Raw genomic sequence first — 25,529 nt, 5'->3', positions numbered from 1 at the left:
CACTACACCGCACCCACCTGCGGTTTTTGGATCATAAAAATTTTTCAGTTTTATTTTTCTCCAAATCAGACCGCCATACCGCGCCAGTGCTGGCGGCTCAACAGAAACCCAGAACTGAAAAGATTGAAAAGAATTTCAGTGTTTTTCATTTTTCTGGATTTATATCTTTGCCCCTGCCTTGGCTAATAATCTGATTTATATGATTTTTTCTGTTTTTTTGCGTGAGTGTAAATGACTGATAAAGTAATCATGTGTTATGATCTTTTGCGATGAAATCAAGGATGACGTGGCCTTCAGATTGATACCAATTTACAATTGACTGAAATTCTTGAAATGCGCACATTTTGAATGTGCTTGTTTATTGAATAATGGTGGCATAATGAAAATCAAAGATGGATTATTGGTTTTAATAATTACTGCATGTTCATACTTATATACATACGTATATTTTTTAGGATATTTCAGAGCAAAAAACATTCCTGAGCAGTTTATTGATATCCAGTTGATTTCAATGATAAAGGTTGGTGTTTTTTTGTTAGGGGTCTTAGGGTTAATGTCATTTTTTATTGACATGTTGACTTCGATAGGTGAGCGTGAAATAAATGAAGGCCAGACTGATGCTGTGACACTGAGTGAACCATGGAGGCTTTTCTTTAAACGAAATAGTCTAATTATCATTACAATGCTTTTGGCTATAATGGATTTTTTTCATGATCCGACAATATCAAAACTATCATTTATTGTGTTTGTATTTTGTTTTGTTTTTCTGGCTGAGTTTTCTGTTGTGCCAAAGAATGTAAATACAAAATGGTAAATGCGGAGGTTTAATATTTATTTGAAATCACCTAGAGTTACTGGATCAATAAAAGCTGCTCATAAGTTTAATGTATTAACACAATTTGTATATTTAACTTGGGGCATGTCGGCATTGTTATTGATGTATTTTATTGGTGTGACCGTGGCTAATGGTGAAAAGGATACCCTCATGTGTAATGGGAAATATCATGCTTTACAAATAAACTCAGATGCAGTGCTTGTCACACGAGATTATCGGGAATTTAAGTTTATAGAGAAAACTGAATGTAGTTTTACGAATTTAAAATGAAAGTTTATACTCTCAAAAGGGGAGCTGTAATTGGAATTATGTTAGTAATGTTGAAGGCTTCGCATGGAAGCCACTTCATAACAATCTGCAACGAGTTTCACTTTAACAATTGTGGATATCCCCATACCTAATTGAAATTAATTCAACTCAACAAATTTGTAGCTATCGAATGCCATACCAAGTTCAATAAATTTGCATCGTGAATTTATCTCTTTATTCATATCAGCGATTGCGCCTCTTATCTTGGCTTTATTCTCTTTACCAGCTCTTACTCCGGCAAAAACCTTAGTAATTTGAAATCTGGAAAATTCATGGATACCCTCACGGTTACTTAATGCTCTTACTTCCTGTTCATAAGCCCATTGTTTGCTTTTAGATAGTGCAATATTCAACCCGTTCATATTACCGTCTTTGTCATATAAGGCAGGTCGCATGTCGGTATAATTAACATCGAAAGGAACTATTATTATTGGATTTTCAGTTTTTGAAATTCGTGCAATCATTTCGGATGTATATTCAAACTCAATTGCAAAGCCTTGATGTTCGTCGGCATAATGTGCCCACATAGGAGCGGATAAATGGTCTAAACTAAAACATGTGACTGTTAAGTTATTTGACACTAAACGATGAGTTATTCCACCTACGCCTGTTTGACTCATTAAATTAAAATTTCTTTGCAATAATTTATTAGATGCCTTTTGTTCGAGTTTATAGATGCTTTTAAGTCTTTTAAAAAGTTTTTGTTTGCCTTGGGATGGAAAATATGGGTAGCAGTCAAAAGGATCGTTGAATTTTTCTGGTCTTGAATACCATAATGTACCGTTACTCAGGGTTTTTAAGCAATTTTCCATATTAAGATATTTATAGAATTTCCTATTGACTGGTCGTGTCAGGGAATGGTTGATGCCAACATTTAACATTAGATATCTCCTCTATTAAATATTCAAAGATGCTGTGAAACTGTGCATCCTAAATGCAATTTCGGTGATAATGATTGATTGCAAGTTTTTTTGATGTCAATATCATTATTCTTTTGAATTTTTGAATCCAGATGTGTCGCTTTGTTCTTCGATACTCTCTATATGAGAAACTTTAATTGCATTTGAGGCCTTGATAATTTCAAGAGCATCCTCAGTTGAAACACCTTTTAAATCAATGATTCTTCGATCTGAGCAAATTTCTATTTTAATGCTATTTTTTCTCTGTAACATTTCAAGTGCCTTCAGTACTAATGGTGCATAGGTTTTACCACGTTCATATAGTACGCTAAGAAATTCTTTTACGGTTGATGGCTTGGCGGAGAAACAACGTACCACTCCAGCATGCAAACCCACTTCATCAAAACCATCTATGAATTTTTGCCTTAGGTCTTCTGGAACGTAAAGTTCGATAGAATCGTACCTGGCTTTTCTATCTGATGCCATAGCTGTAGCCTTACATAGTTAATGAGCTTTCTCTGTCGCCACTTTGCCGCCATTGGCATGAAATGGAGTGAGTAAGTCAGTGATTTGGAAGGGATAAAATAGCAGGCAACAAAAAACCCATCAACCTTGAACCAAAAATGGCGGGGTTGATGGGCTCCACAAATTGGGGACATCAAAGAAAAGCAGTGGCACTAGTTATGACTGCACCCTGCGTAAAAAGTTCTGCGCGTAACGAAAATTTTTTCAGCCACACGCAATCTTGAGATTTATCCGAGTCCTGGCCAAATAATGATGATCAGCGTACCTGCCAGCGTCAGCAGCACGTTTGCGATGGCGTAGGTGCCTGCATAGCCCAGCGCCGGGATGTTGCTGCGCGCGGTGTCGCTGATGATCTCCATTGCCGGTGCGCAGGTGCGCGCGCCCATCATCGCGCCGAAGAGCAGGGCGCGGTTCATGCGGAGCACGTAGGCGCCGAACAGGAAGCAGATGACTACCGGTACCAGGCTGACGATAAGTCCGGAAACCAACATTTGCCAGCCGACCGCACCCAGGCCATTGCCAATGCCGCTCCCGGCGCTTAAGCCGACACCCGCCATAAAGACCATCAGACCGAACTCTTTCACCATGTTCAGCGCTCCCTGAGGGATGTAGCCGAAGGTGGGATGGTTCGCTCGCAGGAAGCCCAGCATGATCCCGGCGAACAGCAGACCGGCAGCGTTACCGATGCCGAAGCTAAAGTTACTGAACTGGAAGGTGATCATCCCGATCATCAGGCCAACAATGAAGAAGGCGCAGAAGGCTAACAGGTCCGTCACTTGACTGTGAATCGAGATAAAGCCGATACGGTCGGCAACGGTTTTAACACGTCGGGCATCGCCGCTGACCTGCAACACATCGCCTTTATTAAGCACCACGTTATCGTCGATAGGCATTTCAATCTGGCTGCGGATCACGCGATTGAGGAAACAGCCGTGGTCGGTCAGCTTCAGCTGCGCCAGACGGCGGCCCACGGCGTTGTGGTTCTTCACCACAATCTCTTCGGTGACGATACGCATGTCCAGCAGGTCGCGGTCGAACACTTCTTTCCCGTTGCGGAAGCTCGGATCGAGACGCGCGTGGGCGTCCGGGTAACCAACCAGAGCGATGTCATCGCCCATCTGGAGTACTGCGTCACCGTCCGGGTTTGCCAGAATGCCGTTACGACGGATACGTTCGATGTAGCAGCCGGTCTGACGGTAGATCCCCAGCTCGCGCAGGTTTTTCCCGTCGGTCCAGGCAACCAGCTCTGGCCCGACGCGGTAGGCGCGGATCACCGGCAGGTAAACTTTACGTTTGGAGTCCGTATCCAGACCACGCTCTCGGGCAATGGTTTGGGCGCTGGTCTGGAGATCCTGATGCTGAAGTTTTGGCAGATAGCGCGCGCCAACAATCAGGCTCACCAGACCAATCAGATAGGTCAGGGCATAGCCCAGGCTCAGGTTATCCAGCGCGGCGGAAAGCTGCGTGCCTGCCATGCCAGAATGACGAAGCGTATCCCCCGCGCCAACAAGCACCGGCGTGGAGGTCATCGAGCCTGCCAGCATACCGGCCGTTAAGCCGATGTCCCAGCCAAACAGTTTGCCCAGCCCTAACGCAATCAGCAGGGCGCTGCCGACCATCACCAGCGCCAGCATCAGATAATTTTTGCCGTCTCGGAAGAAAATGGAAAAAAAGTTCGGACCGGCTTCCACGCCTACGCAAAAAATAAACAGCATGAAACCTAAGTTAAGCGCGTCCGTGTTAATACTGAAATGTTGCTGACCTAATAACAGGGAGACGACTAAAACGCCAATGGAATTACCAAGTTGAACTGAACCCAGGCGCAATTTACCCAGACAAAGGCCCAGTGCCAGTACCACAAATAATAACAGGATGTAATTCCCATTTAACAAGTCTGCGACGTTTATATTCACGGAGGCTAACTTCTTGTTTACCAGTAAGTTGTTGAATGAAAGGACTATTTGGGCTACTGTTTTCAGAGTCAGGGAATCACTTTGCACCTCCCTGCTTCCTGATAAATACCCTAAACACTAGCAGGCGGTTAGTTTAATCGTAATAGCTACCGACAGCCACCTATTATCGCACGACTTGTGTGCGTGCTTTGGCAAGGATTGCCGCAATGCTTTATCTGACTGGGCGTCCACCGGACGATTTTTGTATTTGATAGAGATAAGTCAGGAGGATAGTTTGAACTTTAAACGAAACTGGGTTGGCGTAATCAGCTGCTTTTTGCTGTTTACGGTCGTTTGCATGTCGCTTGCTTTTAATGTGAAGGGCGCCTTCAGAGCGTCCGGTCATCCCGAGCTGGGCCTGTTGTTCTTCATCCTGCCGGGGGTAGTGGCCAGTTTTCTCTCGCGCAAAGGCGAGGTGGTAATGCCGCTGCTGGGGGCCATCCTTGCGGCGCCCCTCTGCCTGCTTCTGATGCGCGTGCTGTTTCTCTCGTCGAGAAGCGTCTGGCAGGAAGTGGCGTGGCTACTAAGTGGCGTTTTCTGGTGTGCGCTGGGGGCGCTCTGTTTCTTATTTATGCGCAGCCTGCTGCAACAGCGGAAGCATCATAAATAAAAACGCCCTCAGGGTGAGGGCGTCTTAGCATTACTGAGCGGCAAACAGGCCCAGGTGCTCTTTGGCGTACGCTTCGAAATCGGTGCAGCCGCCGATGTGTTTCTGATCGAGGAAGATTTGCGGCACGGTTTCAACCGGTTTACCCACGGTTTTTTCCAGATCGGCTTTGCTGATGCCTTCCGCGTGGATATCCACGTAACGGAAGTTGAAATCATCACGTTCTTCAGTCAGTTTCTCAGCCAGCTCTTTCGCGCGCACACAGTAAGGGCATCCTGGACGACCAAAAATTACTGCAAACATTTCTCTCTCCTCAAAAAACAAGCCTGACGGCGAATAATCCCTATAGTGCACGATAACCTGCCGTCATGGAAAGAAGGTTTCACCTGTCACTTTGATACAGTCAGGCTATGTTTCGCCAATTACATCAGGTGGATCATTGCCTATACTGGCTGCCATACGTTTTACGCAATACAAAGAGAGACAAAATGACGCCAACCATTGACCTGCTTCGTTCCCACCGTTCCATTCGCCATTTCACCGATGAGCCGATCACCCAGGCGCAGCGGGACGCGATCATCGACAGCGCAAGAGGCACCTCCAGCTCCAGCTTTTTGCAGTGCAGCTCCATTATCCGCATCACCGATCCGGCGATGCGTGAACAGCTGGTAACGCTGACGGGCGGACAAAAGCACGTTGCCCAGGCGGCTGAGTTCTGGGTGTTCTGCGCCGATTTTAACCGTCACCTGCAAATCTGTCCTGAGGCGGAGCTGGGGCTGGCGGAACAGCTGCTGCTGGGCGTGGTGGATACGGCATTGATGGCGCAAAACGCGTTCACGGCGGCGGAATCGCTGGGGCTTGGCGGCGTCTATATCGGCGGGCTGCGTAATAACATCGAAAGCGTGACGCAACTGCTGAAGCTGCCGAAACACGTGTTGCCGCTGTTTGGTCTGTGCCTCGGCTGGCCGGCGGATAACCCGGATCTGAAGCCGCGTATTCCTGCTGCGATGCTGGTGCATGAAAACCACTACCAGCCGGTCGATCAGGACGTTCTGCATCAATACGATGAAGAGCTGGCGAACTACTATCTGACGCGCGACAGCAACAACCGCCGCGATACCTGGAGCGACCATATTCGTCGCACCATCATTAAAGAAAACCGCCCGTTCATTCTTGATTACCTGCACAAACAGGGCTGGGCAACGCGATAGTCCCTTCCTCCTGCGCCTCGTGTATGATAGGTAGGCTTTTCCCATGTCTTTAGAGAGGTGCAGGGTGAAAATTGCCATATTGTCCCGGGATGGAACGCTCTATTCATGTAAACGCCTGCGAGAAGCGGCGGCGAAACGCGGACATCAGGTTGAGATCCTCGATCCGATGTCCTGCTATATGAACATCGACCCTGCGGCGTCGTCGATTCATTACAAAGGCCGCAAACTCCCGCATTTTGATGCGGTAATTCCCCGCATTGGCTCCCAGATCACCTATTACGGCACGGCCGCGCTGCGCCAGTTTGAAATGCTGGGAAGCTATCCGCTCAATGAATCCGTGGCGATCTCACGCGCCCGCGATAAGCTGCGCTCGCTGCAGCTGCTGGCGCGCCAGGGGATCGATTTGCCCGTCACCGGGATTGCTCACTCCCCGGACGACACCAGCGATTTAATCGACATGGTGGGCGGTGCGCCGCTGGTCATTAAGCTGGTGGAAGGCACGCAGGGTATTGGGGTGGTACTGGCGGAGACGCGTCAGGCGGCGGAAAGCGTGATTGACGCCTTTCGCGGTCTGAATGCCCATATTCTGGTGCAGGAGTATATTAAAGAGGCCAAAGGGTGCGACATCCGCTGCTTTGTGGTGGGCGATGAAGTGGTGGCCGCCATAGAGCGGCAGGCGAAAGAGGGCGACTTCCGCTCTAACCTGCACCGCGGCGGTATCGCGCGGGTGGCCCTTATCAGCGAGCGCGAGCGCGAGATTGCGGTGAAAGCGGCGCAGACGCTGGGCCTGGACGTGGCGGGGGTCGATCTGCTGCGTGCCGACCGCGGGCCGCTGGTGATGGAAGTTAACGCCTCGCCGGGGCTGGAAGGGGTGGAAAAAACCACAGGCGTCGATATTGCAGGTAAAATGATCGCATGGATTGAACGCCATGCGACGCCGGGATTTTGCCTGAAAACGGGCGGTTAAATGGATCGGCGCGCACTTTTTGCGTAAGCTGGACAACGTTTTTATTTAAGAGGCTGCACAGCGATGGATTTACAGGTCGTACCTACACTGGATACGTTACGTCAATGGCTCGATGATGCCGGTATTACTTTTTTCGAATGCGACTCCTGCCAGGCGCTGCATCTGCCTCACATGCAAAATTTCGATGGTATTTTTGATGCCAAAATTGATCTGATTAACGACGTGATCTTGTTCTCGGCGCTGGCTGAAGTGAAGCCTTCAGCGCTGCTTGCACTGGCATCCGATCTGTCAGCGATTAACGCCAGTTCTTTGACCGTGAAAGCGTTTCTCGACATACAGGATGATAATCTGCCGAAGCTGGTGGTTTGCCAGTCTTTATTCTCCGGCGCGGGGCTCTCCTTCAAACAGTTCGCCTGGTTTATGCGCCTGAGCGAAGAGCAAATTTCCATGGTAATGATGGAAGCCAACGCACATCACCTGCTGTATAGCGCGGAAGATGATGCCGAGAATAATGATGCATCTTCCAATTTTCTCCACTAAGCCTGTCTGACTTTTGCGCAGTCGCTACCAGAGCGGCTGCATAACACCGCTTTTTCTGCTGCTTTTAACCTTTCTTTAAAGAATTTTTCACCTCCTCTCGGGCCGTTTCGGCTTATCACGTAGACATAATCTGCATAAAAAATTGATAAAAGGCGTTTTTTCGTCTGGGCTATAGCCGGAGACACGGGCTACAGTTATTCTTGCGGTGCTTAAAAAAGCGAGCGGAACCTGCCGGGAAGAGGGGTGTATTTTATTTCGGGCAGAGCGACAAACTATGCATGAATATTGCATATCTTCAGGCTGCACAGTTTTGGTTCGTTTGTTAACGAGCTTTCAGAAGGAATAACAATATGATCGCCTTGAATAAAAAATGGTTATCGGGTCTGGTTGCGGGTGCTCTGATGGCCGTCTCTGCCGGCACGCTCGCTGCGGAACAAAAAACGCTGCACGTCTATAACTGGTCTGACTATATTGCGCCGGACACCGTCGCGAATTTTGAAAAAGAGACCGGCATTAAGGTTGTCTACGACGTATTCGATTCCAACGAAGTACTGGAAGGCAAACTGATGGCGGGCAGTACCGGTTTCGACCTGGTGGTGCCCTCTGCAAGCTTCCTGGAGCGTCAGCTGACCGCCGGTGTCTTCCAGCCGCTGGACAAGAACAAGTTATCGAACTGGAAAAACCTCGATCCGGAAGTGCTGAAGCTGGTGGCGAAGCATGATCCGGACAACAAATACGCCATGCCTTACCTGTGGGCGACCACCGGTATTGGCTATAACGTGGATAAAGTCAAAGCGGCGCTGGGCCCGGACGTCAAGCTGGACAGCTGGGACGTGGTGCTGAAGCCGGAAAATCTCGAGAAGCTGAAAAGCTGCGGCGTCTCTTTCCTCGATGCGCCGGAAGAGATTTTCGCCACCGTGCTTAACTATCTCGGCAAAGATCCAAACAGCAGCAAGGCCGACGACTACACCGGTCCGGCGACCGACCTGCTATTAAAGCTGCGTCCGAATATTCGCTACTTCCACTCCTCTCAGTACATCAACGACCTGGCTAACGGGGATATCTGCGTGGCCATCGGCTGGGCGGGTGACGTCTGGCAGGCAGCGAACCGTGCGAAAGAGGCGAAAAACGGCGTGAATGTTTCCTACTTCATTCCGAAGGAGGGGGCGCTGGCGTTCTTCGACGTCTTCGCGATGCCGGCTGATGCGAAAAACAAAGAGGAAGCGTATCAGTTCCTCAACTACCTGATGCGTCCGGAAGTGATTGCCCACATCAGCGACCACGTCTACTACGCCAACGGTAACAAGGCCTCCGTGCCGCTGGTGAGCGAAGAAATCCGCAATAATCCGGCGATCTACCCGCCAGCCGATGTGTTTGCCAAGCTCTTCACCCTGAAAGTGCAGGAACCGAAAATTGACCGTGTGCGTACCCGCGCGTGGACGAAGGTGAAAAGCGGTAAGTAACGGCGTTTGATATCGTTGCCCGGTGGCGCTGTCGCTTACCGGGCCGACAAATCCCGTAGGCCGGGCAAGCGTTAGCGCCGCCCGGCGATACGCACCCTGACGGTGCGTTTGCACCAGTGTTGATCTATGCCGGAGAGCACCCCGTGAATGACGCGATCCCCCGCCCGCAGGCGAAAGTCCGTAAAGCGCTGACCCCGCTTCTTGAAATTCGAAACCTCACCAAATCCTTCGACGGCCAGCATGCCGTGGACGATGTCAGCCTGACGATTTACAAAGGTGAAATATTTGCTTTGCTCGGCGCATCCGGCTGCGGTAAATCGACCCTGCTGCGCATGCTGGCCGGGTTTGAACAACCTACCGCCGGGCAGATCGTGCTGGATGGGGTAGACCTCTCCAGCGTGCCGCCGTACCAGCGGCCCATTAACATGATGTTCCAGTCCTATGCCCTGTTCCCGCACATGACCGTCGAGCAGAACATCGCCTTCGGCCTGAAGCAGGACAAACTGCCGAAAGCCGAAATCACCGCGCGCGTGGCGGAGATGCTGAGCCTGGTGCACATGCAGGAGTTCGCGAAGCGTAAGCCGCATCAGCTTTCCGGCGGCCAGCGTCAGCGCGTGGCGCTGGCAAGAAGTCTGGCCAAACGGCCGAAATTACTCCTGCTCGACGAGCCGATGGGCGCGCTGGATAAAAAGCTGCGCGACCGGATGCAGCTGGAAGTGGTGGATATCCTTGAGCGCGTAGGGGTGACCTGCGTGATGGTGACGCACGACCAGGAAGAGGCGATGACCATGGCCGGGCGCATTGCGATCATGAATCGCGGTAAGTTCGTGCAGATAGGCGAGCCGGAGGAGATTTACGAACACCCGACAACCCGCTACAGCGCGGAGTTCATCGGCTCGGTAAACGTCTTCGAAGGGCTGCTGAAGGAACGCCAGGAAGACGGTCTGGTGATTGAATCGCCGGGGCTGGTGCACCCGCTTAAGGTTGATTCTGATAATTCCGTGGTGGACAACGTGCCGGTTTACGTTGCCCTGCGCCCGGAAAAAATCATGCTTTGCGATGAGCCGCCCGCCGATGGCTATAACTTTGCCGTGGGCGAAGTGGTACACATCGCCTATCTCGGCGATCTGTCGATTTACCATGTCCGCCTGAAAAGCGGGCAGATGCTCAGCGCCCAGTTACAGAACGAACACCGGTATCGCAAGGGACAGCCAACCTGGGGCGACGAAGTGAGCCTGTGCTGGGATGCGGACAGTTGCGTAGTCCTGACGGTATAAGGAGCGGTCATGAGCACACTTGAACCTCCAGCCCGCGTCAAAAAACCGGGCGGTTTCTCGCACTGGCTGGCGCGCGTGCAGATGGCGCATGGCCGCAAGCTGGTCATCGCCATGCCCTATATCTGGCTGATCCTGCTGTTTCTGCTGCCGTTCCTGATCGTCTTTAAGATCAGCCTGGCGGAGATGGCGCGGGCGATCCCACCGTATACCGATCTGTGGGAGTGGGCCGACGGGCAGCTGACGCTGACCTTAAACCTCGGGAATTTCCTGCAACTGACTGAGGATCCGCTCTATTTCGAAGCCTATTTACAGTCGTTACAGGTTGCGGCGATCTCAACGATCTGCTGCTTGTTGATGGGCTACCCGCTGGCGTGGGCAGTGGCGCACAGCAAGCCGTCGACGCGAAATATTTTACTGTTGTTGGTCATTTTACCGTCGTGGACATCGTTCCTGATCCGCGTGTACGCGTGGATGGGGATCCTGAAGAATAACGGCATACTGAATAACTTCCTGCTGTGGCTTGGGGTGATCGACCAGCCGCTGACGATCCTGCATACCAACCTTGCGGTGTATATCGGGATTGTCTATGCCTATCTGCCGTTTATGGTGCTGCCAATCTATACGGCGCTGACGCGAATCGATTACTCGCTGGTGGAAGCCTCGCTGGATCTCGGCGCACGCCCGTTGAAGACGTTCTTCAGCGTCATTGTGCCGCTCACCAAAGGCGGGATCATCGCCGGATCGATGCTGGTGTTTATCCCGGCGGTCGGGGAGTTTGTGATCCCCGAACTGCTCGGCGGGCCGGACAGCATCATGATTGGCCGCGTGCTGTGGCAGGAGTTTTTCAATAACCGCGACTGGCCGGTGGCCTCGGCGGTGGCGATTGTCATGTTACTGCTGCTGATCGTGCCGATCATGTGGTTCCACAAACATCAGCAGAAACAGATGGGAGACCACGGATGAACAACTTACCGGTAGTACGCTCCCCGTGGCGAATTCTGATCCTGATTATCGGCTTTACCTTCCTGTATGCGCCGATGCTGATGCTGGTGATCTACTCGTTCAACAGCTCTAAGCTGGTCACCGTCTGGGCGGGCTGGTCGACGCGCTGGTACAGCGAGCTGTTCCACGATGATGCGATGATGAGTGCGGTGGGGCTGAGCCTGACCATTGCGGCGCTGGCGGCGACGATGGCCTGCGTGCTGGGCACGATTGCCGCGCTGGTGATGGTGCGCTTCGGCCGTTTTCGCGGAGCAAATGGTTTTGCGTTTATGATCACCGCCCCGCTGGTGATGCCGGACGTCATCACCGGTCTGTCGCTGCTCCTGCTGTTTGTCGCGCTGGCGCACGCCATCGGCTGGCCAGCGGATCGCGGGATGCTCACCATCTGGCTGGCGCACGTCACCTTCTGTACGGCGTATGTGGCGGTGGTCATCTCCTCGCGGCTGCGCGAGCTGGATCGCTCCATTGAAGAGGCGGCGATGGATCTTGGCGCCACGCCGCTGAAGGTCTTTTTTATCATTACGCTGCCGATGATTATGCCGGCGGTGATCTCCGGCTGGCTGCTGGCGTTCACGCTCTCGCTCGACGATCTGGTTATTGCCAGTTTTGTCTCGGGCCCAGGCGCGACGACGCTGCCGATGCTGGTCTTCTCCAGCGTGCGCATGGGGGTGAATCCGGAGATTAATGCCCTGGCCTCCATCATCCTCGGCGTGGTCGGAATTGTCGGATTTATCGCCTGGTATTTGATGGCGCGCGCGGAAAAGCAGCGCGTGCGCGATATCCAGCGTGCAAGACGCGGCTGAAGGAATTATTATTTCCAGTGATGTGCCGCGTATGACGCGGCACTGTTTTTCAGGGAAGTAAAAACATTGGGATTCTTGCAAAAAACACGTCATTCGCACGCCCGTCCGAACGTCCCTGCGCTGGTGCAGGTGGCGGCGCTCGCCATTATTATGATCCGCTGCCTGGATGTGCTGATGATTATGAACACGCTGGGCCCGCGAGGCATGGGGGAGTTCATTCACCGCAGCGCGCAGACGTGGAATCTGACGCTGGTGTTTCTCAGCAGCCTGATGCTGGTGTTTATTGAGATCTACTGTGCGTTCTCGCTGGTAAAGGGGCGCAACTGGGCGCGCTGGGTATATTTTCTTACGCAGATCACCGCCGCCAGCTATCTGTGGGCCGCCTCGCTGGGCTATGGCTATCCGGAGCTATTCAGCATTCCCGGCGGCTCCCGCCGCGAGATTTTCCATTCCTTAGTGATGCAAAAATTGCCGGACATGCTGGTGCTCTGCCTGCTCTATGTTCCCGCCTCCAGTCGGCGGTTCTTCCGCCTGCAATAATGTGTATAATCGCAGCCCTCGTGATTCTTAAGGTTTTCATATGCAGTGCGCACTCTATGACGCCGGACGCTGCCGCTCCTGTCAGTGGATAGAACAGCCGGTCCCTCAACAACTCACCGCCAAAATGGCCGACCTGCAACAGCTGCTGGCAGCACACGCGGTGGGCGAGTGGTGCGCACCCGTCAGCGGGCCGGAGCAGGGCTTTCGTAATAAAGCCAAAATGGTGGTCAGCGGCAGCGTCGAAAAGCCGCTGCTGGGCATGCTGCACCGTGACGGCACGCCCGTCGATCTCACCGGCTGTCCGCTGTATCCCGCCTCGTTTGAGCCGGTGTTTACCGCCCTGAAACCCTTTATCGCCCGCGCGGGGTTAACGCCCTATAATGTTGCCCGCAGGCGCGGCGAGCTTAAGTACCTTCTGCTGACCGAAAGCCAAATCGACGGCGGGATGATGCTGCGCTTTGTGCTGCGTTCGGAAACCAAACTGGAGCAGCTTCGCGCGGTGTTGCCGTGGCTGCAGGAACAGCTTCCGCAGCTCAAGGTCATTACCGCTAATATTCAGCCGGTGCATATGGCGATCATGGAAGGAGAGAAAGAGATTTTCTTCACCGAACAGCATGCGCTGGCGGAGAATTTCAACGGCGTGCCGCTGTGGATCCGTCCGCAAAGCTTCTTCCAGACTAACCCCACCGTCGCCAGCGCGCTGTACGCGACCGCGCGCGACTGGGTGCGTGCGTTACAGGTTCATCACATGTGGGATCTGTTCTGTGGCGTCGGCGGCTTTGGCCTGCACTGTGCCACGCCAGACATGCAGCTCACCGGGATTGAAATTTCTGCGGAGGCCATCGCCTGCGCGAAACAGTCCGCCGCGGAGCTGGGGCTGACGAATCTGCACTTCCAGGCGCTGGACTCGACCCGGTTCGCCACCGGCCAGGGCAACGTGCCGGAGCTGGTGCTGGTGAACCCGCCGCGCCGGGGTATCGGCCAGGCGCTCTGCGACTACCTGAGCCAGATGGCGCCGGAGTACATTGTCTACTCCAGCTGTAACGCGCAGACCATGGCGAAGGATATCGCCAGCCTGCCGGGCTACCGCATTGCGCGCGTTCAGCTCTTTGATATGTTCCCGCACACTGCGCATTACGAAGTGCTGACGTTGCTCGTGAAATCTTAAACAAAATGTGAACTCTTCCCCCGCTCGAAATCAGGTAAGCTTACGTCATAACAAATGATTGAAGGCTTACCCATGAAGCAGATCCTGCTGGTAGAAGACGACCACGATATCGCTGCACTCCTGCGTCTTAACCTGGAAGATGAAGGCTACGCCATTACCCACGAGCCGGACGGGGGAAAGGCGTTACCGCTTCTGGAAAAACAGCCGTGGGACGCGGTGATCCTCGATCTGATGCTGCCGAATGTTGATGGTCTGGAGATTTGCCGCCGTATCCGCCAGATGACCCGCTACCTGCCCACTATCATCATTAGCGCCCGCAGCAGTGAAACTGACCGTATTACCGGCCTGGAAACCGGGGCGGATGATTATCTGGCAAAACCTTTCTCGGTGCAGGAGCTGATTGCCCGCATTAAGGCGCTGTTCCGCCGACAGCAGGCGATGGGCCAGGCGCAGACGGACGGCATTATTCAGGCGCACGGTCTGACTATCGATCCGCTGGCGCGCACCGTGCGTCTTAACGGTCAACACGTCGATCTCACCCCGCGTGAATTTGAACTGCTCTATTTTTTTGCCCGCCATCCCGGAGAGGTCTTTTCACGGCTGGCATTGCTGGAGCAGGTGTGGGGGTATCAGCACGAAGGCTACGAACACACCGTCAACACCCATATTAACCGCCTGCGCATCAAAATAGAGAAAGATGCCGCCGAGCCGGAGATCGTTCGCACCGTCTGGGGTAAAGGCTACAAATTTGCGGAGCAGAAACATGATGTGTCGCTTTAGCCTGAGCCAGCGCCTGACGCTGCTGTTTACGGTGTTACTTTTGCTCTGCGCCACCGTCGCCTGTGCGGTGCAGCTCTACGTTAGCATGCAGTACGGCAATGCGATGGTGCAGCGTCTCTCCGGCGGGCTGGCGCAGCAGATTGCGCAGCGGGAAGCGATTCTGGATACGCAGGGCAGGGTGGATCGCAGCGCCTTAAAGCCGCTGTTCGACCGGCTGATGACCTTTAATCCGAGCGTCGAGCTGTATGTTGTCTCGCCTGATGGCGATATCCTGGCCGATGCCGCCCCGCCGGGGCACATTCAGCGGCAAAAAATTGACCTCGCGCCGATACAGAATTTCCTGAGCGGGACGGTGATGCCGGTGTTTGGCGACGATCCCCGAAGCCAGAATAAGAAAGTCTTCAGCGCCACCCCGCTGCGGCAGGACGGTGAGCTGAAGGGGTATCTGTACATTATTCTGCAGGGGGAGGAGTCCAACGCGCTGGCGGAGATGGCCTGGCACAAAGCGCTCTGGAGTACGGCGCTGTGGTCGATGCTGCTGGTGGCGCTGTTTGGTCTGCTGGCCGGGTTGCTGCTCTGGTACTGGGTGACGCGCCCGGTTAAACAGCTCACGCTGGACGTGGCCGGGCTGGAGCAGGACAGCATCAGCGCGATTAAGCAGCTGGCGGCCCAGCCGCTCCAGCCTGCCGGCCAGGATGAAGTGGCGATCCTGCGCAATACCTTTATCGAGCTGGCGCGCAAAATCACCTCTCAGTGGGATCGGCTGGCCGACAGCGACCGCCAGCGGCGGGAGTTTATCGCCAACATTTCGCACGACTTACGCACCCCGTTGACGTCGCTGCTGGGTTATCTGGAAACGCTGTCGCTGAAATCCGCCACGCTGTCGCCGCAGGAGCATCAGCAGTACCTCGCTACCGCGCTGCGTCAGGGGCAAAAGGTACGCCATCTGTCGCAGCAGCTGTTCGAGCTGGCGCGTCTTGAGCACGGCGGCATCAAGCCCCAGCGCGAGCGTTTTGCCATGGCTGAACTGATTTCCGACGTGGCGCAGAAGTTTGAACTTACCGCCCGCACGCGCGAGGTGAACCTGCGTATTGATGTGCCGGGGCGATTGCCGCTGGTGAACGCCGACGTGTCGATGATCGAGCGCGTGGTCACTAATCTTCTGGATAACGCCATCCGTCATACGCCGAGCGGCGGAGAAATTCGTCTGGCGGTCTGGCAGGAGAATGAACGACTTCAGGTCGAAGTGGCAGACAATGGTACGGGCGTAGATGCCTCGCTGCGCGACGATTTGTTCCAGCGGCCTTCAGCGTTAAATCCTCAGGCGTCGCGGGAGAACCGTGGGGGATTAGGGCTGTTAATCGTGAAGAGAATGCTGGAGCTGCACGGTGGCGGGATCAGGCTGATGGAGTCCGTGAGCGGGGCGCGGTTCAGGTTCTTTGTGCCGCTATGAGAAATTGCCGGGTGGCGCTGCGCTTTCCCGGCCTACAGACCACCCCCGTAGGCCAGACCACCCGGCAAAAAGAGATTACTGCGGGAACCACTGCTCGCTGATTTTCTGGTATGTGCCGTCAGCTTTGATCGCTTTTAGCGCGCCGTTCAGTTTTTCCAGCAGGGCTTTGTTATCCGGACGTACCGCGATGCCGAGGCCGGTACCAAAGTACTGCGGATCGGTCACTTTCTCCGTCGCTGTACCCAGCTGCGGGTTGGTTTTCAGCCACTCATTCACGACCGCGGTGTCGCCAAATACGCCATCGATACGGCCATTTTTCAGGTCGATAATTGCGTTCTGGTAGCTGTCATAGGCCACGGTTTTCACTTCAGGATGCTTGTCCTGGAGATATTTCTGGTGCGTGGTGCCGTTTTCCATGCCGATGCGCTTGCCTTTCAGTTCGTCGAAAGACTTATAAGCTCCTTTCTTCGCAATCACTACCGCAGAGTTCGCGTAGTACGGGTCGGTAAACGCGACCTGCTTGCTGCGCTCTGGGGTGATATCCATGCCGGAGATCACCGCATCGTATTTTTTAAATTTCAGGGACGGGATCAGGCTGTCAAACGCGTGGTTAGTAAAGGTGCAGTCGGCCTGCATCTGCTTGCACAGCGCTTTCGCCAGGTCAATGTCAAAGCCGACGATCTGGTTGCTGGCATCCAGCGATTCAAACGGCGGATAGGTGGCAGAAACGCCAAAATTGATTTTATCTGCGGCGGATGCGCCTGCGGCGAAGGTTGCGAGTAATGCGGCCAGAACTAACTTTTTCATTGTAATGCTCCCGTCTGTCTTATTTATGCGCCGTGTCTGCGGCCTGGATATACAGTGCCATCTAATGAATTTATATGCAATAAAAATGATTAAATATTACCTTTGTTGCAAAAAAAAGCGGATAACCCATCAGGTTACCCGCTCAATGAATACCGTTTTATGCATTGGCGTGATTAATTCCTGCGCTCAAACGCCAGCGCCTTACGCTCGATAAGACGCATCATCAGCGTCAGCAGACCGTTGACCACCAGATAGACCAGACCCGCCGCACCGAACACCATCACGTCGTAGGTACGTCCGTACAGCAGCTGCCCGTGGCCCATCACTTCCATCAGGGTGATGGTGTAGGCCAGAGAGGTGCTTTTGAACACCAGAACGACTTCGTTGGAATAGGAAGAGAGCGCACGCTTAAAGGCGTATGGCAGCAGGATCGCCAGCGTGTCCTTCTTGCTCATGCCCAGCGCACCGCAGGATTGCCACTGGCCTTCCGGGATCGCGCGGATCGCGCCGTAAAACAGCTGCGTGGTATAGGCCGCGCTGTTCAGTGAGAGAGCTATCAGGGCGCAGAGCCATGGCTCAGAGAGCAAATGCCAGATAACCGGATATTCCTGTAACGACGGGAACTGCCCTGGACCGTAGTAAATCAGGAAGATCTGCACCAGCAGCGGCGTACCGGTAAAGAGCGTAATGTAGCCACGGACAATCCACACCAGCACCGGCGTTTTCAGCGTCAGGACGATGGTGAAGAACAGCGCCAGGATCAGCGCTACGATGATAGACGCAACGGTCAGCGTCAGGCTGGTGTGCAGCCCTTTCATCAGTTCGGGTAAATAATCCAGCATCAGCCTGGTCTCCGTTCAAAACGCGTTGCGCGCAGATCAATACGCTTCAGAACGTACTGGCTCAGCAACGTGATCACCAGGTAGATAGCCGCCGCGACGATGTACCAGGTAAATGGCTCCTGCGTACGGGTGGCGATACTTTTGGTTTGCAGCATTAAATCGTTCACGCTGATCAGGCTCACCAGCGCGGTATCTTTCAGCAGTACCAGCCACTGGTTGCCCAGCCCTGGCAGGGCATGACGCCACATCTGCGGCATCACCAGGCGGAAGAAGATCGCCGCTTTCGACAGGCCCAGCGCCTGACCGGATTCCCACTGTCCCTGCGGTACCGCTTTCAGCGCGCCGCGCAGCGTTTGTGACGCATAGGCCGAATAGAGCAGGGAGAGCGCAATTACGCCGCACAGGAACGGGCTGACGTCGAAGTTCTCAATCTGCATTTGCACCGGGATCTGCGCAAAGCCGAGATTAATCGTAAAGCCGTCCGACAGCGTTAACAGCAGCTGTGAGGAGCCGAAATAGATAAACAGGACCACCAGAATTTCCGGCAGTCCACGCAGCACAGTCACCAGCGCTGAACCGAGCCATGCGACAGGGCGCCACTTAACGGACTCCCACACCGCAAAGAACATCGCCAGTACGAGGCCGATAATCAGTGCACAAACGGCAAGGCCGACGGTCATCCCGGCGGCGCTTGCTAAAGGAAAAATTTCATTCATCAGGAATTACTTCTGGAACCATTTTTTGTAGATGGTTTCGTAGGTGCCGTCTTTCTTCACTTTTTCCAGCGCAGCGTTGAATTTCTGCTGCAGCTCGGTGTTGCCCTGACGTACGGCAATACCCAGACCTGTACCGAAGTAGTCTTTATCTGTCACCTTGTCACCCACGGCGGCCAGCTTGTCGTTCGCTTTCAGCCATTCAGTCACGACAGCCGTGTCCCCGAACACCGCATCGATACGGCCGTTTTGCAGGTCCAGCTTCGCATTCTGGTAGCTGTCATACGGCACGGTGGTGATTTCCGGGTGCTTATCCATGATGAATTTCTGGTGCGTGGTGCCGTTCTGCACGCCGACTTTCTTGCCTTTCAGCAGGTCAACGGAGGCGTATTTACCTTTCTGACCAATGAACAGCGCCGAGTTGTCGTAGTAAGGGGTGGTGAACAGAACCTGCTTTTCACGCTCCGGAGTGATGTCCATACCGGCCATCACGGCGTCGATACGGCGGAACTTCAGGCTGGGGATCAGGCTGTCGAACGCCTGGTTGCTGAAGGTACAGGTCGCGTCGATCTCTTTACACAGGGCATTTGCCAGATCCACGTCGAAGCCAACAATCTTGTTGTTCGCATCAATGGATTCAAACGGAGGGTAGGACGCTTCAGTGGCGAAACGGATGGTCTGGGCTGCGGTAGCGGAAAGGCTGACGCTAGCAAGCAGCGCGGCAATCAATACTTTTTTCATTATAATTTCCCTAACACATCAGTGTGATAAGTAGTTTTTGAAGGCATCGGTTTGCGGGTTGGTGAAGCAGCTCGCATCACCTTGCTCAACGATATACCCGTTTTCCATGTAGACCACGCGGCTGGCGGTTTTGCGCGCCACTTCCACCTCGTGGGTCACGATGACCTGGGTAATGTTGGTTTCCGCCAGTTCACGAATGATACTCACGATCTGGGCAGTAATTTCCGGGTCCAGCGCTGCGGTTGGTTCGTCGAACAGCAGCACCGCTGGCTCCATCATCAGCGCACGGGCGATCGCCACACGCTGTTGCTGACCACCAGAGAGATGCAGAGGATAACGGTCGCTGTACGGTTTCAGACGCAGACGTTCCAGCAGCTTTTCAGCTCGCGCCATCGCCTGGTCTTTGCTTAAGCCAAGCACGCGGCACGGGGCTTCAATCAGGTTTTGCACCACCGTCAGATGCGGCCAGAGATTATATTGCTGGAAAACCATGCCCACGTTTTGACGCAGTTCACGAATCGCTTTATCAGAAGGGGTTTTCGCGAAGTCAAAATGGTTACCGGCGATGGCCAGCGTTCCCGAACGGGGCATTTCAAGCAGATTTAAAACACGCAGAAGGGAGCTTTTTCCCGCGCCGCTTGGGCCGAGCAAAACCAGCGTTTCGCCCTCCGGGCAGCTCAGCGTAATGTCGAACAGCGCCTGGTGTGCGCCGTAGAAGCAGTTAATGCCGTTTAGTTTAATACTCATCGGGGCAGTCTTTACTCATCCAGGCAATCTATAGCAATTGAGGCCGCAGATAGTACCGTTGACAGAATAGTTATGCAATATTTCTGCGTTAAAAGTTAAATATAACCCGTGTTTCCTCTTAAACATAGCACAAAATAGCGACGGGAAAGGGGGGCGAGAATAAATGTCGGCATTCCGCATGAAATGCCGGACATTTTACGGGGTTAACGTTTATTTAACGTATGCGTTAGCGGTTCTCAATCGACTGGCGAAGGGTGCCCGCCGGAGCATGAACGCTGCCGCCAATGTAGCGCACATCATCTATTGCCCAGCACTGGCCTTCACGGATCATCAGCACCTCATCCTGCCAGGTTTGCGTTCCCTGGGTTAGCTTCACGCGCAGAGGAATATTCCGTGCGTCGGTATTCGGAATGGTGGACGCGCTGGCGACGTCGGCGCTGTCCGGCAGCGTGGCGCGGCTGGAGAACGGATCGGATGAAAGCAGCGCGTTTTGCTGCGGATCGCGCGAGGCGTCATTAAGCAGTTTCGCCAGATTATCGCTCAGGTACGGGCGCAGGGCGGTGAGGTCATTACCGCGATGCTGAATGCGATAATCATAGAACTGTTGCGCCACGGCGTCCGGGCCGCCCTCAATGCAGGGGCCGCTGCGGGAACCGATATCCTTAAAGGCTGGCGTGACCGGCGTAGTGCAGGCGCTGAGCACCAGCGCGCAGGGCACTAAAAGCGTTAAAGCAGAGTAGCGCATGTTGATTTCCTTATTTATTAACTATCCTTTCAATCATAGCGTAACGAACCGATAATGCAGTTGCTAACGCATTGAACGCTAAAGACGGAGAGGAAGTATGCAATTTTCAACAACACCAACCCTGGAAGGTCAACCCATTACCGAGTACTGCGGCGTGGTCACCGGTGAGGCGATTCTGGGCGCCAACATCTTCCGGGACTTCTTTGCCGGCATTCGGGATATCGTCGGCGGGCGCTCCGGTGCCTACGAGAAAGAACTGCGTAAAGCGCGTGACATTGCGTTTAAGGAGCTGGGCGAGCAGGCCAAAGCGCTGGGCGCGGATGCGGTGGTGGGCATTGATATCGACTACGAAACGGTCGGGAAAGATGCCAGCATGCTGATGGTGAGCGTAAGCGGCACGGCGGTGAAAACCCGTCGATGAAGCGTTCGCTCTCAACCCTCCTGCTGGCATTGTTGCTGGCAGGATGCGCCTCGGAAGAGGGCGTTGTTGATAAAGGCGCGTACGAACTTGATACGCGCCATCAGGCGCAGGCGGCCTACCCGCGCATAAAGGTGCTGGTGATCCATTACACCGCCGATGATTTCGACACCTCTCTTGCGACCTTAACCGATAAAAACGTCAGCTCTCACTATCTCATCCCCGCAAAGCCCCCAGCTCCGCAGGGCAAACCGCGTATCTGGCAGCTGGTGCCGGAGAGCGAGCTGGCCTGGCATGCAGGTATTAGCTTTTGGCGTGGGACCAACCGCATAAATGATACCTCCGTCGGCATTGAGCTGGAAAACCGCGGCTGGCGGAAAACCGATGGCGTGAAAATCTTTACCCCCTTCGAACCGGGGCAAATTGCGGCGCTGATCCCGCTTGCCAGAGACATCATCGCCCGCTACGACATTAAACCGCAGAACGTTGTGGCCCATTCGGATATCGCCCCGCAGCGTAAAGACGACCCTGGCCCGCTGTTTCCGTGGCGCGAGCTGGCGCAGCAGGGCATCGGAGCCTGGCCCGAACCGGCGCGGGTAAATTTTTATATCAACGGGCGACCGCATTATCAGCAGGTTGATACCGCAGCACTGCTCGATCTGCTGGCGCGCTACGGTTACGAGGTGCCAGAAAACAGCACGCCTGCACAGCAAAAACGCATCATCATGGTGTTCCAGATGCATTTCCGTCCGCAGTTATGGAATGGCGTAGCGGATGTTGAAACCATGGCGATTGCCGAAGCACTTTTAGAGAAATACGGGCAGGGGTAAACCTTTGGCTTACCCCCAAATGAGTATATTTCCGCAAGTTTCTATTAGATTAATCCTAAGTACAATCTCATTTCATTTTTAGTTAATTGACTTAAAATTATTCGGATTTAAGATGGACACATAGCACGCTAAGCAATTTAGCGAATAAAAAACTTTACTCTTTTTTTTATTCTTGAGTTTTTCATCAGGAAAATATTTATGGTTCGGTATGAATGCCGTTGCCATGTTTTTTTAAAATCACATCTTAAAACGGGTATAACAATGTTAAGCATCTATGGAAAAAAATTACGTCCGCAACATGAAATGGAAAAGATTATTTCTGCAACCTCATGCGTTGAAGAAAGAACGTTGAAAAAATGGCAGAAGATTTCCACTGCTGATTCCGGTTTAATTCATATTATTGTCAGCGGCGAAGTCGAATTTCGACGTGACTCTGACGAACTGTGCTTGTTCACCGTTACCGGGCAATGCATTTTCGGCCTGTCGTCGATGTATTACAACGCCACCCATATGTACGGCCTTGTTCGGTCGAATACGGTTGTTCGCTCGATCAAGAAAGAGGTCTTCGCCCAGCTGATGACCGAGAAAAACCTGTGGCCTGAACTGACAAAAGTGCTTTCCTGGTACATATGCCTGATGAGCAAGCGCGATGATATTCTGGTCGCTCGCAGCGCATATTCTGTTGTTCGCGAATTTTTATATGAGATCAACGACCTGATTGTACAGCATCAGCGTGATATTAACGTTTATGATTACATTCAGGAATACACTAACCTGGCACGTAGCACCATTATTAAAATCCTCTCCGATCTGAAAAAAGGTCAATATATTGTGGTGGAAAAAGGTCGACTGCTTAACCTCACCGCACTGCCTGAAAAATATTAATGCCTACTCCCGCCGATCTCCTTTATCACTGAAAGGGGAACGGCTGTTTTCACTGTTTTTAACACTTGCTTGTGAATTATCCTGCGTTTCGTCAACCGGCGGTGCGGGAATTTTTCCTTGAGAATAATCCTGCTCCTGCTCTTTTAATGCCTGTTTAAATAATTCCGTTAATGATGACTCTTCACTGCTCGTGCTGGCGGGGGCGGTATCGTGCTCATGCGCCTCAGTTCCGGGTAGGGTATCCCGCGAGGGGTCTTGCGGCACCGCGCCGTCGGGCGCCTGCTGCCAGTCGGCATCATCACTGATGATCGGCAGATCCTGCATCGGTGGAACATCAACAGGCACTGGCGCAGCTTTAGGCTGCGGATGCGGGAACGGTTTACTCACGTACACGTAGTGCATCTCCGAAAGCTGGGTTTCCGGTTTGGCAACGCTGGCGTTGACCGGTTCAGGTGCCGGGTGGCGCATGTTCCAGTAGACATGCATATACAGGCCGACAACCAGCATGGCGCAAAGGCCGACCATCCATAATGCTGTTTTGCCGAAAACGTTTTTCAGGCTGGGGAGGCGGTACGAAAACCAGACCGCTTCCCCGGTTGTATAGCTGCGCTGGGCCGCAAGGCAGATGGTCGACATTAGGCTTTCTTCTCCTGCATTTTTGCGTCCGGGGTAGTGCGGGTGGCCTGAATCAGTACGCTCGGCGTGCTGTTAGTTACGCGCATCAGCTGCATCAGCGTTTCTTCGCCGGGGATGCCATCCACGTGCAGATGCATTTTTTGCTGAAACTCACGGGTGCGTTTCATCATCTCTGCGGTCCAGATCCGGGCATGCGTTTCGGGCTGGTTCAGCGCGATGCTTAACTGCTGATCGAGCCAGGCCATGTCTTTGCTGTCGCTGGCCGCGCCGATCGCGTCTTTTCCTTCCGGTGTCAGGCGGTGCAACTGGGTGAAGTTGCCGGTCGCATGCCGGTTAAACCAGCTGCGGCTCACCTGCCAGGTCCGGTTATTCATTAACAGGTCAATTGATGTATCTCCGACCCTGGCGACCACCGCATAGTTAAGGTGACCGCTGGTTTTCAGTTCACTGACCCACGGATACCCTTCCTGCGCCAGCGTCTCCGGCGACGCGTTCCCCTGTTTACACATCAGGTTCACTTTAGCGGCGTTCTGGCACAGCGCATCTTCGGCCGAGGCATCATATCCCCACATCAGATAGAGCTGGTGCATCGCATCCGGCTGATTAACCATTTCATTGTCGATAACCGGCACCACGGGCGCCTCCGTTTTTCGCGTCGGCTGTTTCCAGCTGACGGGGACCGGCAGCTGGATGGGAAGGTGCCCGCTGATGGACGAGGTTAAATACCAGCCGCAGGCGGCAAACAGCACCGAAGCGAACAGCCCCACGGTTGCCAGACGCTTACCGTGTTTTTTCGCGGGCAGGATCTCTCCCGCCGCCAGGCGTAAATGACGCGGGCTGACCTGCGACGCGCGTTCCGTCCAGGCAGCGAGCATTGACAGGTGCGCCAGTTCGTTAAGTTTGCTGATGTTGCCTTTGGTCAACGTGTGCATTTTGCGCACGCGGGCCGGCGTTAACGGCGAATTTTCACAGCCGTGTTCTTCGCATTGCGCCTGCACATAGCCCAGGAATTCGCGGCAGGTCAGGGGGCGCAGGACATGACGAGTGTGTGTATATTCGCGCAGTTCAGGTTGCTTAAGCAGGATTTCCTGATCCGCAGTGCCCGTCAGCACCACGGAGAGCCGGAAGTTCAGCTCCTGGGCTCGCGTGAGCAGCGTACCCAGGACTTCACGGCAGCTCTCTTTCATGGCTTCGGCGTGTGAAATCACCAGCACTCTGGTTTTCGCTTTTCCCTCGTGCCACTGGCGCAGGATGGCATCCACCGCCTGCAGGCGATTCTTGCTCTCTTTCGTTACCGGATTGAGCTTGTACAGCAGGCTACTGGCACTCAGTTTGGGAAACGCATTGATAACAAGGACGTTACTGTGGCGGGTTTTTAGCGCATCGCTGAAGTGACCCAGAAGCGGGGCGTCGTCGCAAAAGAGCCCGATAATTCCCGCCTGCTGGGTTTTCTCTTTCAACAGGTTGAACACATCCTGATGATAAGGCACCAGAAAACCCCCGGATAAACGGGCGATCGATCTGAATGGCGGATTTTTAAAATTAAAGTGGCTCTGATACATAACGACTTACCGTCTCTGATTAGGAATAGCAACAGCATCAGAAAGTAAGGTAACGCCCCTGAACGGTCAATTTGCAAACAGGGTAAAAATATCCTGCTGGCAGCGTCTAACATTTGGATTTTATACGGTCAATATTTTTCTTTATGAAAGTTAGCGGCGAAGTCAGTGGTCGCATTTGCATCAGCTTATTACTATTTTCATCCATATTGGCGCAGTATGATGCTGCTTATTTTTGCTTTGCTATAGGCCGGATAAAAAATGAGGTTCTCATT

At 53.2% G+C, this 25,529-nt stretch carries 28 protein-coding genes; 16 read left to right on the top strand and 12 right to left on the bottom strand.

Features of this window, described 5'->3' with window-relative positions:
* Nucleotides 1-379: 379 nt before the first annotated feature.
* Entirely contained in the window at nt 380-814 is a 435-nt protein-coding gene (locus tag ACOTZP_RS20790; RefSeq protein ID WP_271075030.1) for a hypothetical protein, read from the top strand.
* 428 nt (nt 815-1,242) lie between these two features.
* On the opposite strand, the gene ACOTZP_RS20785 is transcribed toward ACOTZP_RS20790, so the two are convergent.
* The 3 genes from ACOTZP_RS20785 to ACOTZP_RS20775 form a co-directional block, all read right to left on the bottom strand.
* On the bottom strand, nt 1,243-2,025 hold the full coding sequence (locus tag ACOTZP_RS20785) for a DUF2971 domain-containing protein (protein WP_032676351.1): 783 nt from the start codon (nt 2,023-2,025) through the stop codon (nt 1,243-1,245).
* Nucleotides 2,026-2,130: 105 nt separating this feature from the next.
* Complete coding sequence (locus tag ACOTZP_RS20780; protein ID WP_032670998.1) at nt 2,131-2,529, bottom strand: hypothetical protein; 399 nt, start codon at nt 2,527-2,529, stop codon at nt 2,131-2,133.
* Between the two features lie 266 nt (nt 2,530-2,795).
* Nucleotides 2,796-4,481, bottom strand: a complete 1,686-nt coding sequence (locus ACOTZP_RS20775) for an aspartate:alanine antiporter (RefSeq protein WP_001024855.1) — start codon at nt 4,479-4,481, stop codon at nt 2,796-2,798.
* A 274-nt stretch (nt 4,482-4,755) separates the two neighbouring features.
* On the opposite strand from ACOTZP_RS20775, the gene ACOTZP_RS20770 reads away from it, so the two are divergent.
* Nucleotides 4,756-5,130, top strand: coding sequence for an inner membrane protein YbjM (locus tag ACOTZP_RS20770; RefSeq protein WP_023299682.1), 375 nt, complete (start codon nt 4,756-4,758; stop codon nt 5,128-5,130).
* 30 nt (nt 5,131-5,160) lie between these two features.
* Here the strand turns inward: ACOTZP_RS20770 and ACOTZP_RS20765 are convergent, their stop codons facing one another.
* Nucleotides 5,161-5,430 (bottom strand): GrxA family glutaredoxin, encoded by a 270-nt coding sequence (locus tag ACOTZP_RS20765; RefSeq protein WP_014169305.1) that lies wholly within the window; start codon nt 5,428-5,430, stop codon nt 5,161-5,163.
* A gap of 185 nt (nt 5,431-5,615) precedes the next feature.
* On the opposite strand from ACOTZP_RS20765, the gene nfsA reads away from it, so the two are divergent.
* The 11 genes from nfsA (at nt 5,616) to ACOTZP_RS20710 (ending at nt 16,331) form a co-directional block, all read left to right on the top strand.
* Nucleotides 5,616-6,338 (top strand): nitroreductase NfsA, encoded by a 723-nt coding sequence (nfsA, locus tag ACOTZP_RS20760; RefSeq protein ID WP_023299683.1) that lies wholly within the window; start codon nt 5,616-5,618, stop codon nt 6,336-6,338.
* 64 nt (nt 6,339-6,402) lie between these two features.
* Nucleotides 6,403-7,305: a 30S ribosomal protein S6--L-glutamate ligase gene (gene rimK / locus ACOTZP_RS20755; protein ID WP_032621711.1), complete on the top strand. Its 903-nt coding sequence runs from the start codon at nt 6,403-6,405 to the stop codon at nt 7,303-7,305.
* 63 nt (nt 7,306-7,368) lie between these two features.
* On the top strand, nt 7,369-7,845 hold the full coding sequence (locus ACOTZP_RS20750) for a YbjN domain-containing protein (protein WP_022647571.1): 477 nt from the start codon (nt 7,369-7,371) through the stop codon (nt 7,843-7,845).
* A 350-nt stretch (nt 7,846-8,195) separates the two neighbouring features.
* Nucleotides 8,196-9,308 (top strand): spermidine/putrescine ABC transporter substrate-binding protein PotF, encoded by a 1,113-nt coding sequence (gene potF, locus ACOTZP_RS20745; RefSeq protein ID WP_063163409.1) that lies wholly within the window; start codon nt 8,196-8,198, stop codon nt 9,306-9,308.
* A 143-nt stretch (nt 9,309-9,451) separates the two neighbouring features.
* On the top strand, nt 9,452-10,585 hold the full coding sequence (potG, locus tag ACOTZP_RS20740) for a putrescine ABC transporter ATP-binding subunit PotG (RefSeq protein ID WP_006809449.1): 1,134 nt from the start codon (nt 9,452-9,454) through the stop codon (nt 10,583-10,585).
* Nucleotides 10,586-10,594: 9 nt separating this feature from the next.
* Complete coding sequence (potH, locus tag ACOTZP_RS20735; RefSeq protein ID WP_022647573.1) at nt 10,595-11,548, top strand: putrescine ABC transporter permease PotH; 954 nt, start codon at nt 10,595-10,597, stop codon at nt 11,546-11,548.
* Entirely contained in the window at nt 11,545-12,390 is an 846-nt protein-coding gene (gene potI, locus ACOTZP_RS20730) for a putrescine ABC transporter permease PotI (RefSeq protein WP_022647574.1), read from the top strand. The genes potH and potI overlap by 4 nt, the downstream gene beginning before the upstream one ends.
* Before the next feature lie 42 nt (nt 12,391-12,432).
* Complete coding sequence (locus ACOTZP_RS20725; RefSeq protein WP_087878582.1) at nt 12,433-12,930, top strand: YbjO family protein; 498 nt, start codon at nt 12,433-12,435, stop codon at nt 12,928-12,930.
* 40 nt (nt 12,931-12,970) lie between these two features.
* Nucleotides 12,971-14,098 carry a 23S rRNA (uracil(747)-C(5))-methyltransferase RlmC gene (gene rlmC, locus ACOTZP_RS20720; RefSeq protein WP_032676348.1) on the top strand — a complete coding sequence of 376 codons (1,128 nt, stop codon included), beginning with the start codon at nt 12,971-12,973 and terminating at the stop codon, nt 14,096-14,098.
* 72 nt (nt 14,099-14,170) lie between these two features.
* Nucleotides 14,171-14,878 (top strand): response regulator transcription factor, encoded by a 708-nt coding sequence (locus ACOTZP_RS20715; RefSeq protein WP_271075031.1) that lies wholly within the window; start codon nt 14,171-14,173, stop codon nt 14,876-14,878.
* Nucleotides 14,862-16,331 carry a sensor histidine kinase gene (locus tag ACOTZP_RS20710; protein ID WP_023305775.1) on the top strand — a complete coding sequence of 490 codons (1,470 nt, stop codon included), beginning with the start codon at nt 14,862-14,864 and terminating at the stop codon, nt 16,329-16,331. Before ACOTZP_RS20715 ends, ACOTZP_RS20710 begins: the two co-directional genes overlap by 17 nt.
* Before the next feature lie 75 nt (nt 16,332-16,406).
* On the opposite strand, the gene artJ is transcribed toward ACOTZP_RS20710, so the two are convergent.
* The 6 genes from artJ to ACOTZP_RS20680 all read right to left on the bottom strand — a co-directional run bounded on the left by artJ (nt 16,407) and on the right by ACOTZP_RS20680 (nt 20,926).
* Nucleotides 16,407-17,138, bottom strand: coding sequence for an arginine ABC transporter substrate-binding protein ArtJ (artJ, locus tag ACOTZP_RS20705; RefSeq protein WP_015571008.1), 732 nt, complete (start codon nt 17,136-17,138; stop codon nt 16,407-16,409).
* A gap of 173 nt (nt 17,139-17,311) precedes the next feature.
* Nucleotides 17,312-17,980 carry an arginine ABC transporter permease ArtM gene (gene artM, locus ACOTZP_RS20700; RefSeq protein ID WP_022647579.1) on the bottom strand — a complete coding sequence of 223 codons (669 nt, stop codon included), beginning with the start codon at nt 17,978-17,980 and terminating at the stop codon, nt 17,312-17,314.
* Entirely contained in the window at nt 17,980-18,696 is a 717-nt protein-coding gene (gene artQ, locus ACOTZP_RS20695; RefSeq protein WP_003858367.1) for an arginine ABC transporter permease ArtQ, read from the bottom strand. The genes artM and artQ overlap by 1 nt, the downstream gene beginning before the upstream one ends.
* A gap of 6 nt (nt 18,697-18,702) precedes the next feature.
* Nucleotides 18,703-19,434: an arginine ABC transporter substrate-binding protein ArtI gene (artI, locus tag ACOTZP_RS20690; RefSeq protein ID WP_006174322.1), complete on the bottom strand. Its 732-nt coding sequence runs from the start codon at nt 19,432-19,434 to the stop codon at nt 18,703-18,705.
* 18 nt (nt 19,435-19,452) lie between these two features.
* On the bottom strand, nt 19,453-20,181 hold the full coding sequence (artP, locus tag ACOTZP_RS20685; RefSeq protein WP_006809439.1) for an arginine ABC transporter ATP-binding protein ArtP: 729 nt from the start codon (nt 20,179-20,181) through the stop codon (nt 19,453-19,455).
* A gap of 226 nt (nt 20,182-20,407) precedes the next feature.
* A complete protein-coding gene (locus ACOTZP_RS20680; RefSeq protein ID WP_022647580.1) occupies nt 20,408-20,926 on the bottom strand; it encodes a lipoprotein in 519 nt (172 codons plus the stop codon).
* A 97-nt stretch (nt 20,927-21,023) separates the two neighbouring features.
* On the opposite strand from ACOTZP_RS20680, the gene ACOTZP_RS20675 reads away from it, so the two are divergent.
* The 3 genes from ACOTZP_RS20675 to ACOTZP_RS20665 all read left to right on the top strand — a co-directional run bounded on the left by ACOTZP_RS20675 (nt 21,024) and on the right by ACOTZP_RS20665 (nt 23,059).
* Complete coding sequence (locus ACOTZP_RS20675) at nt 21,024-21,347, top strand: heavy metal-binding domain-containing protein (protein WP_003858361.1); 324 nt, start codon at nt 21,024-21,026, stop codon at nt 21,345-21,347.
* The gene (locus ACOTZP_RS20670; protein WP_063146173.1) at nt 21,344-22,174 is read left to right on the top strand and encodes an N-acetylmuramoyl-L-alanine amidase; all 831 of its coding nucleotides are present in this window, start codon (nt 21,344-21,346) and stop codon (nt 22,172-22,174) included. Before ACOTZP_RS20675 ends, ACOTZP_RS20670 begins: the two co-directional genes overlap by 4 nt.
* A gap of 261 nt (nt 22,175-22,435) precedes the next feature.
* Nucleotides 22,436-23,059: a helix-turn-helix domain-containing protein gene (locus ACOTZP_RS20665; RefSeq protein ID WP_022647582.1), complete on the top strand. Its 624-nt coding sequence runs from the start codon at nt 22,436-22,438 to the stop codon at nt 23,057-23,059.
* A gap of 3 nt (nt 23,060-23,062) precedes the next feature.
* Here ACOTZP_RS20665 and ACOTZP_RS20660 read toward each other — a convergent pair whose 3' ends face one another.
* Nucleotides 23,063-23,695 carry a hypothetical protein gene (locus tag ACOTZP_RS20660; protein ID WP_045623349.1) on the bottom strand — a complete coding sequence of 211 codons (633 nt, stop codon included), beginning with the start codon at nt 23,693-23,695 and terminating at the stop codon, nt 23,063-23,065.
* On the bottom strand, nt 23,695-25,257 hold the full coding sequence (locus tag ACOTZP_RS20655) for an ExeA family protein (RefSeq protein ID WP_271075033.1): 1,563 nt from the start codon (nt 25,255-25,257) through the stop codon (nt 23,695-23,697). Before ACOTZP_RS20655 ends, ACOTZP_RS20660 begins: the two co-directional genes overlap by 1 nt.
* Nucleotides 25,258-25,529: the final 272 nt, after the last annotated feature.

Source organism: Enterobacter cloacae complex sp. SYL001, assembly GCF_049237025.1.
Classification (GTDB): Bacteria; Pseudomonadota; Gammaproteobacteria; order Enterobacterales; family Enterobacteriaceae; genus Enterobacter; species Enterobacter intestinihominis.
The sequence above is the reverse complement of the archived record's forward strand: the minus strand, read 5'-3'. Positions and strand labels throughout refer to the sequence as shown.

Bases quoted from the DNA above. Each gene is read 5' to 3' on its own strand.
- ACOTZP_RS20790 (WP_271075030.1), top strand. From the start codon at position 380: ATGAAAATCAAAGATGGATTATTGGTTTTAATAATTACTGCATGTTCA.
- ACOTZP_RS20785 (WP_032676351.1), bottom strand. From the start codon at position 2,025: ATGTTAAATGTTGGCATCAACCATTCCCTGACACGACCAGTCAATAGG.
- ACOTZP_RS20780 (WP_032670998.1), bottom strand. From the start codon at position 2,529: ATGGCATCAGATAGAAAAGCCAGGTACGATTCTATCGAACTTTACGTT.
- ACOTZP_RS20765 (WP_014169305.1), bottom strand. From the start codon at position 5,430: ATGTTTGCAGTAATTTTTGGTCGTCCAGGATGCCCTTACTGTGTGCGC.
- nfsA (WP_023299683.1), top strand. From the start codon at position 5,616: ATGACGCCAACCATTGACCTGCTTCGTTCCCACCGTTCCATTCGCCAT.
- ACOTZP_RS20750 (WP_022647571.1), top strand. From the start codon at position 7,369: ATGGATTTACAGGTCGTACCTACACTGGATACGTTACGTCAATGGCTC.
- potF (WP_063163409.1), top strand. From the start codon at position 8,196: ATGATCGCCTTGAATAAAAAATGGTTATCGGGTCTGGTTGCGGGTGCT.
- potH (WP_022647573.1), top strand. From the start codon at position 10,595: ATGAGCACACTTGAACCTCCAGCCCGCGTCAAAAAACCGGGCGGTTTC.
- potI (WP_022647574.1), top strand. From the start codon at position 11,545: ATGAACAACTTACCGGTAGTACGCTCCCCGTGGCGAATTCTGATCCTG.
- rlmC (WP_032676348.1), top strand. From the start codon at position 12,971: ATGCAGTGCGCACTCTATGACGCCGGACGCTGCCGCTCCTGTCAGTGG.
- ACOTZP_RS20715 (WP_271075031.1), top strand. From the start codon at position 14,171: ATGAAGCAGATCCTGCTGGTAGAAGACGACCACGATATCGCTGCACTC.
- ACOTZP_RS20710 (WP_023305775.1), top strand. From the start codon at position 14,862: ATGATGTGTCGCTTTAGCCTGAGCCAGCGCCTGACGCTGCTGTTTACG.
- artJ (WP_015571008.1), bottom strand. From the start codon at position 17,138: ATGAAAAAGTTAGTTCTGGCCGCATTACTCGCAACCTTCGCCGCAGGC.
- artM (WP_022647579.1), bottom strand. From the start codon at position 17,980: ATGCTGGATTATTTACCCGAACTGATGAAAGGGCTGCACACCAGCCTG.
- artQ (WP_003858367.1), bottom strand. From the start codon at position 18,696: ATGAATGAAATTTTTCCTTTAGCAAGCGCCGCCGGGATGACCGTCGGC.
- artI (WP_006174322.1), bottom strand. From the start codon at position 19,434: ATGAAAAAAGTATTGATTGCCGCGCTGCTTGCTAGCGTCAGCCTTTCC.
- artP (WP_006809439.1), bottom strand. From the start codon at position 20,181: ATGAGTATTAAACTAAACGGCATTAACTGCTTCTACGGCGCACACCAG.
- ACOTZP_RS20680 (WP_022647580.1), bottom strand. From the start codon at position 20,926: ATGCGCTACTCTGCTTTAACGCTTTTAGTGCCCTGCGCGCTGGTGCTC.
- ACOTZP_RS20675 (WP_003858361.1), top strand. From the start codon at position 21,024: ATGCAATTTTCAACAACACCAACCCTGGAAGGTCAACCCATTACCGAG.
- ACOTZP_RS20670 (WP_063146173.1), top strand. From the start codon at position 21,344: ATGAAGCGTTCGCTCTCAACCCTCCTGCTGGCATTGTTGCTGGCAGGA.
- ACOTZP_RS20665 (WP_022647582.1), top strand. From the start codon at position 22,436: ATGTTAAGCATCTATGGAAAAAAATTACGTCCGCAACATGAAATGGAA.
- ACOTZP_RS20660 (WP_045623349.1), bottom strand. From the start codon at position 23,695: ATGTCGACCATCTGCCTTGCGGCCCAGCGCAGCTATACAACCGGGGAA.
- ACOTZP_RS20655 (WP_271075033.1), bottom strand. From the start codon at position 25,257: ATGTATCAGAGCCACTTTAATTTTAAAAATCCGCCATTCAGATCGATC.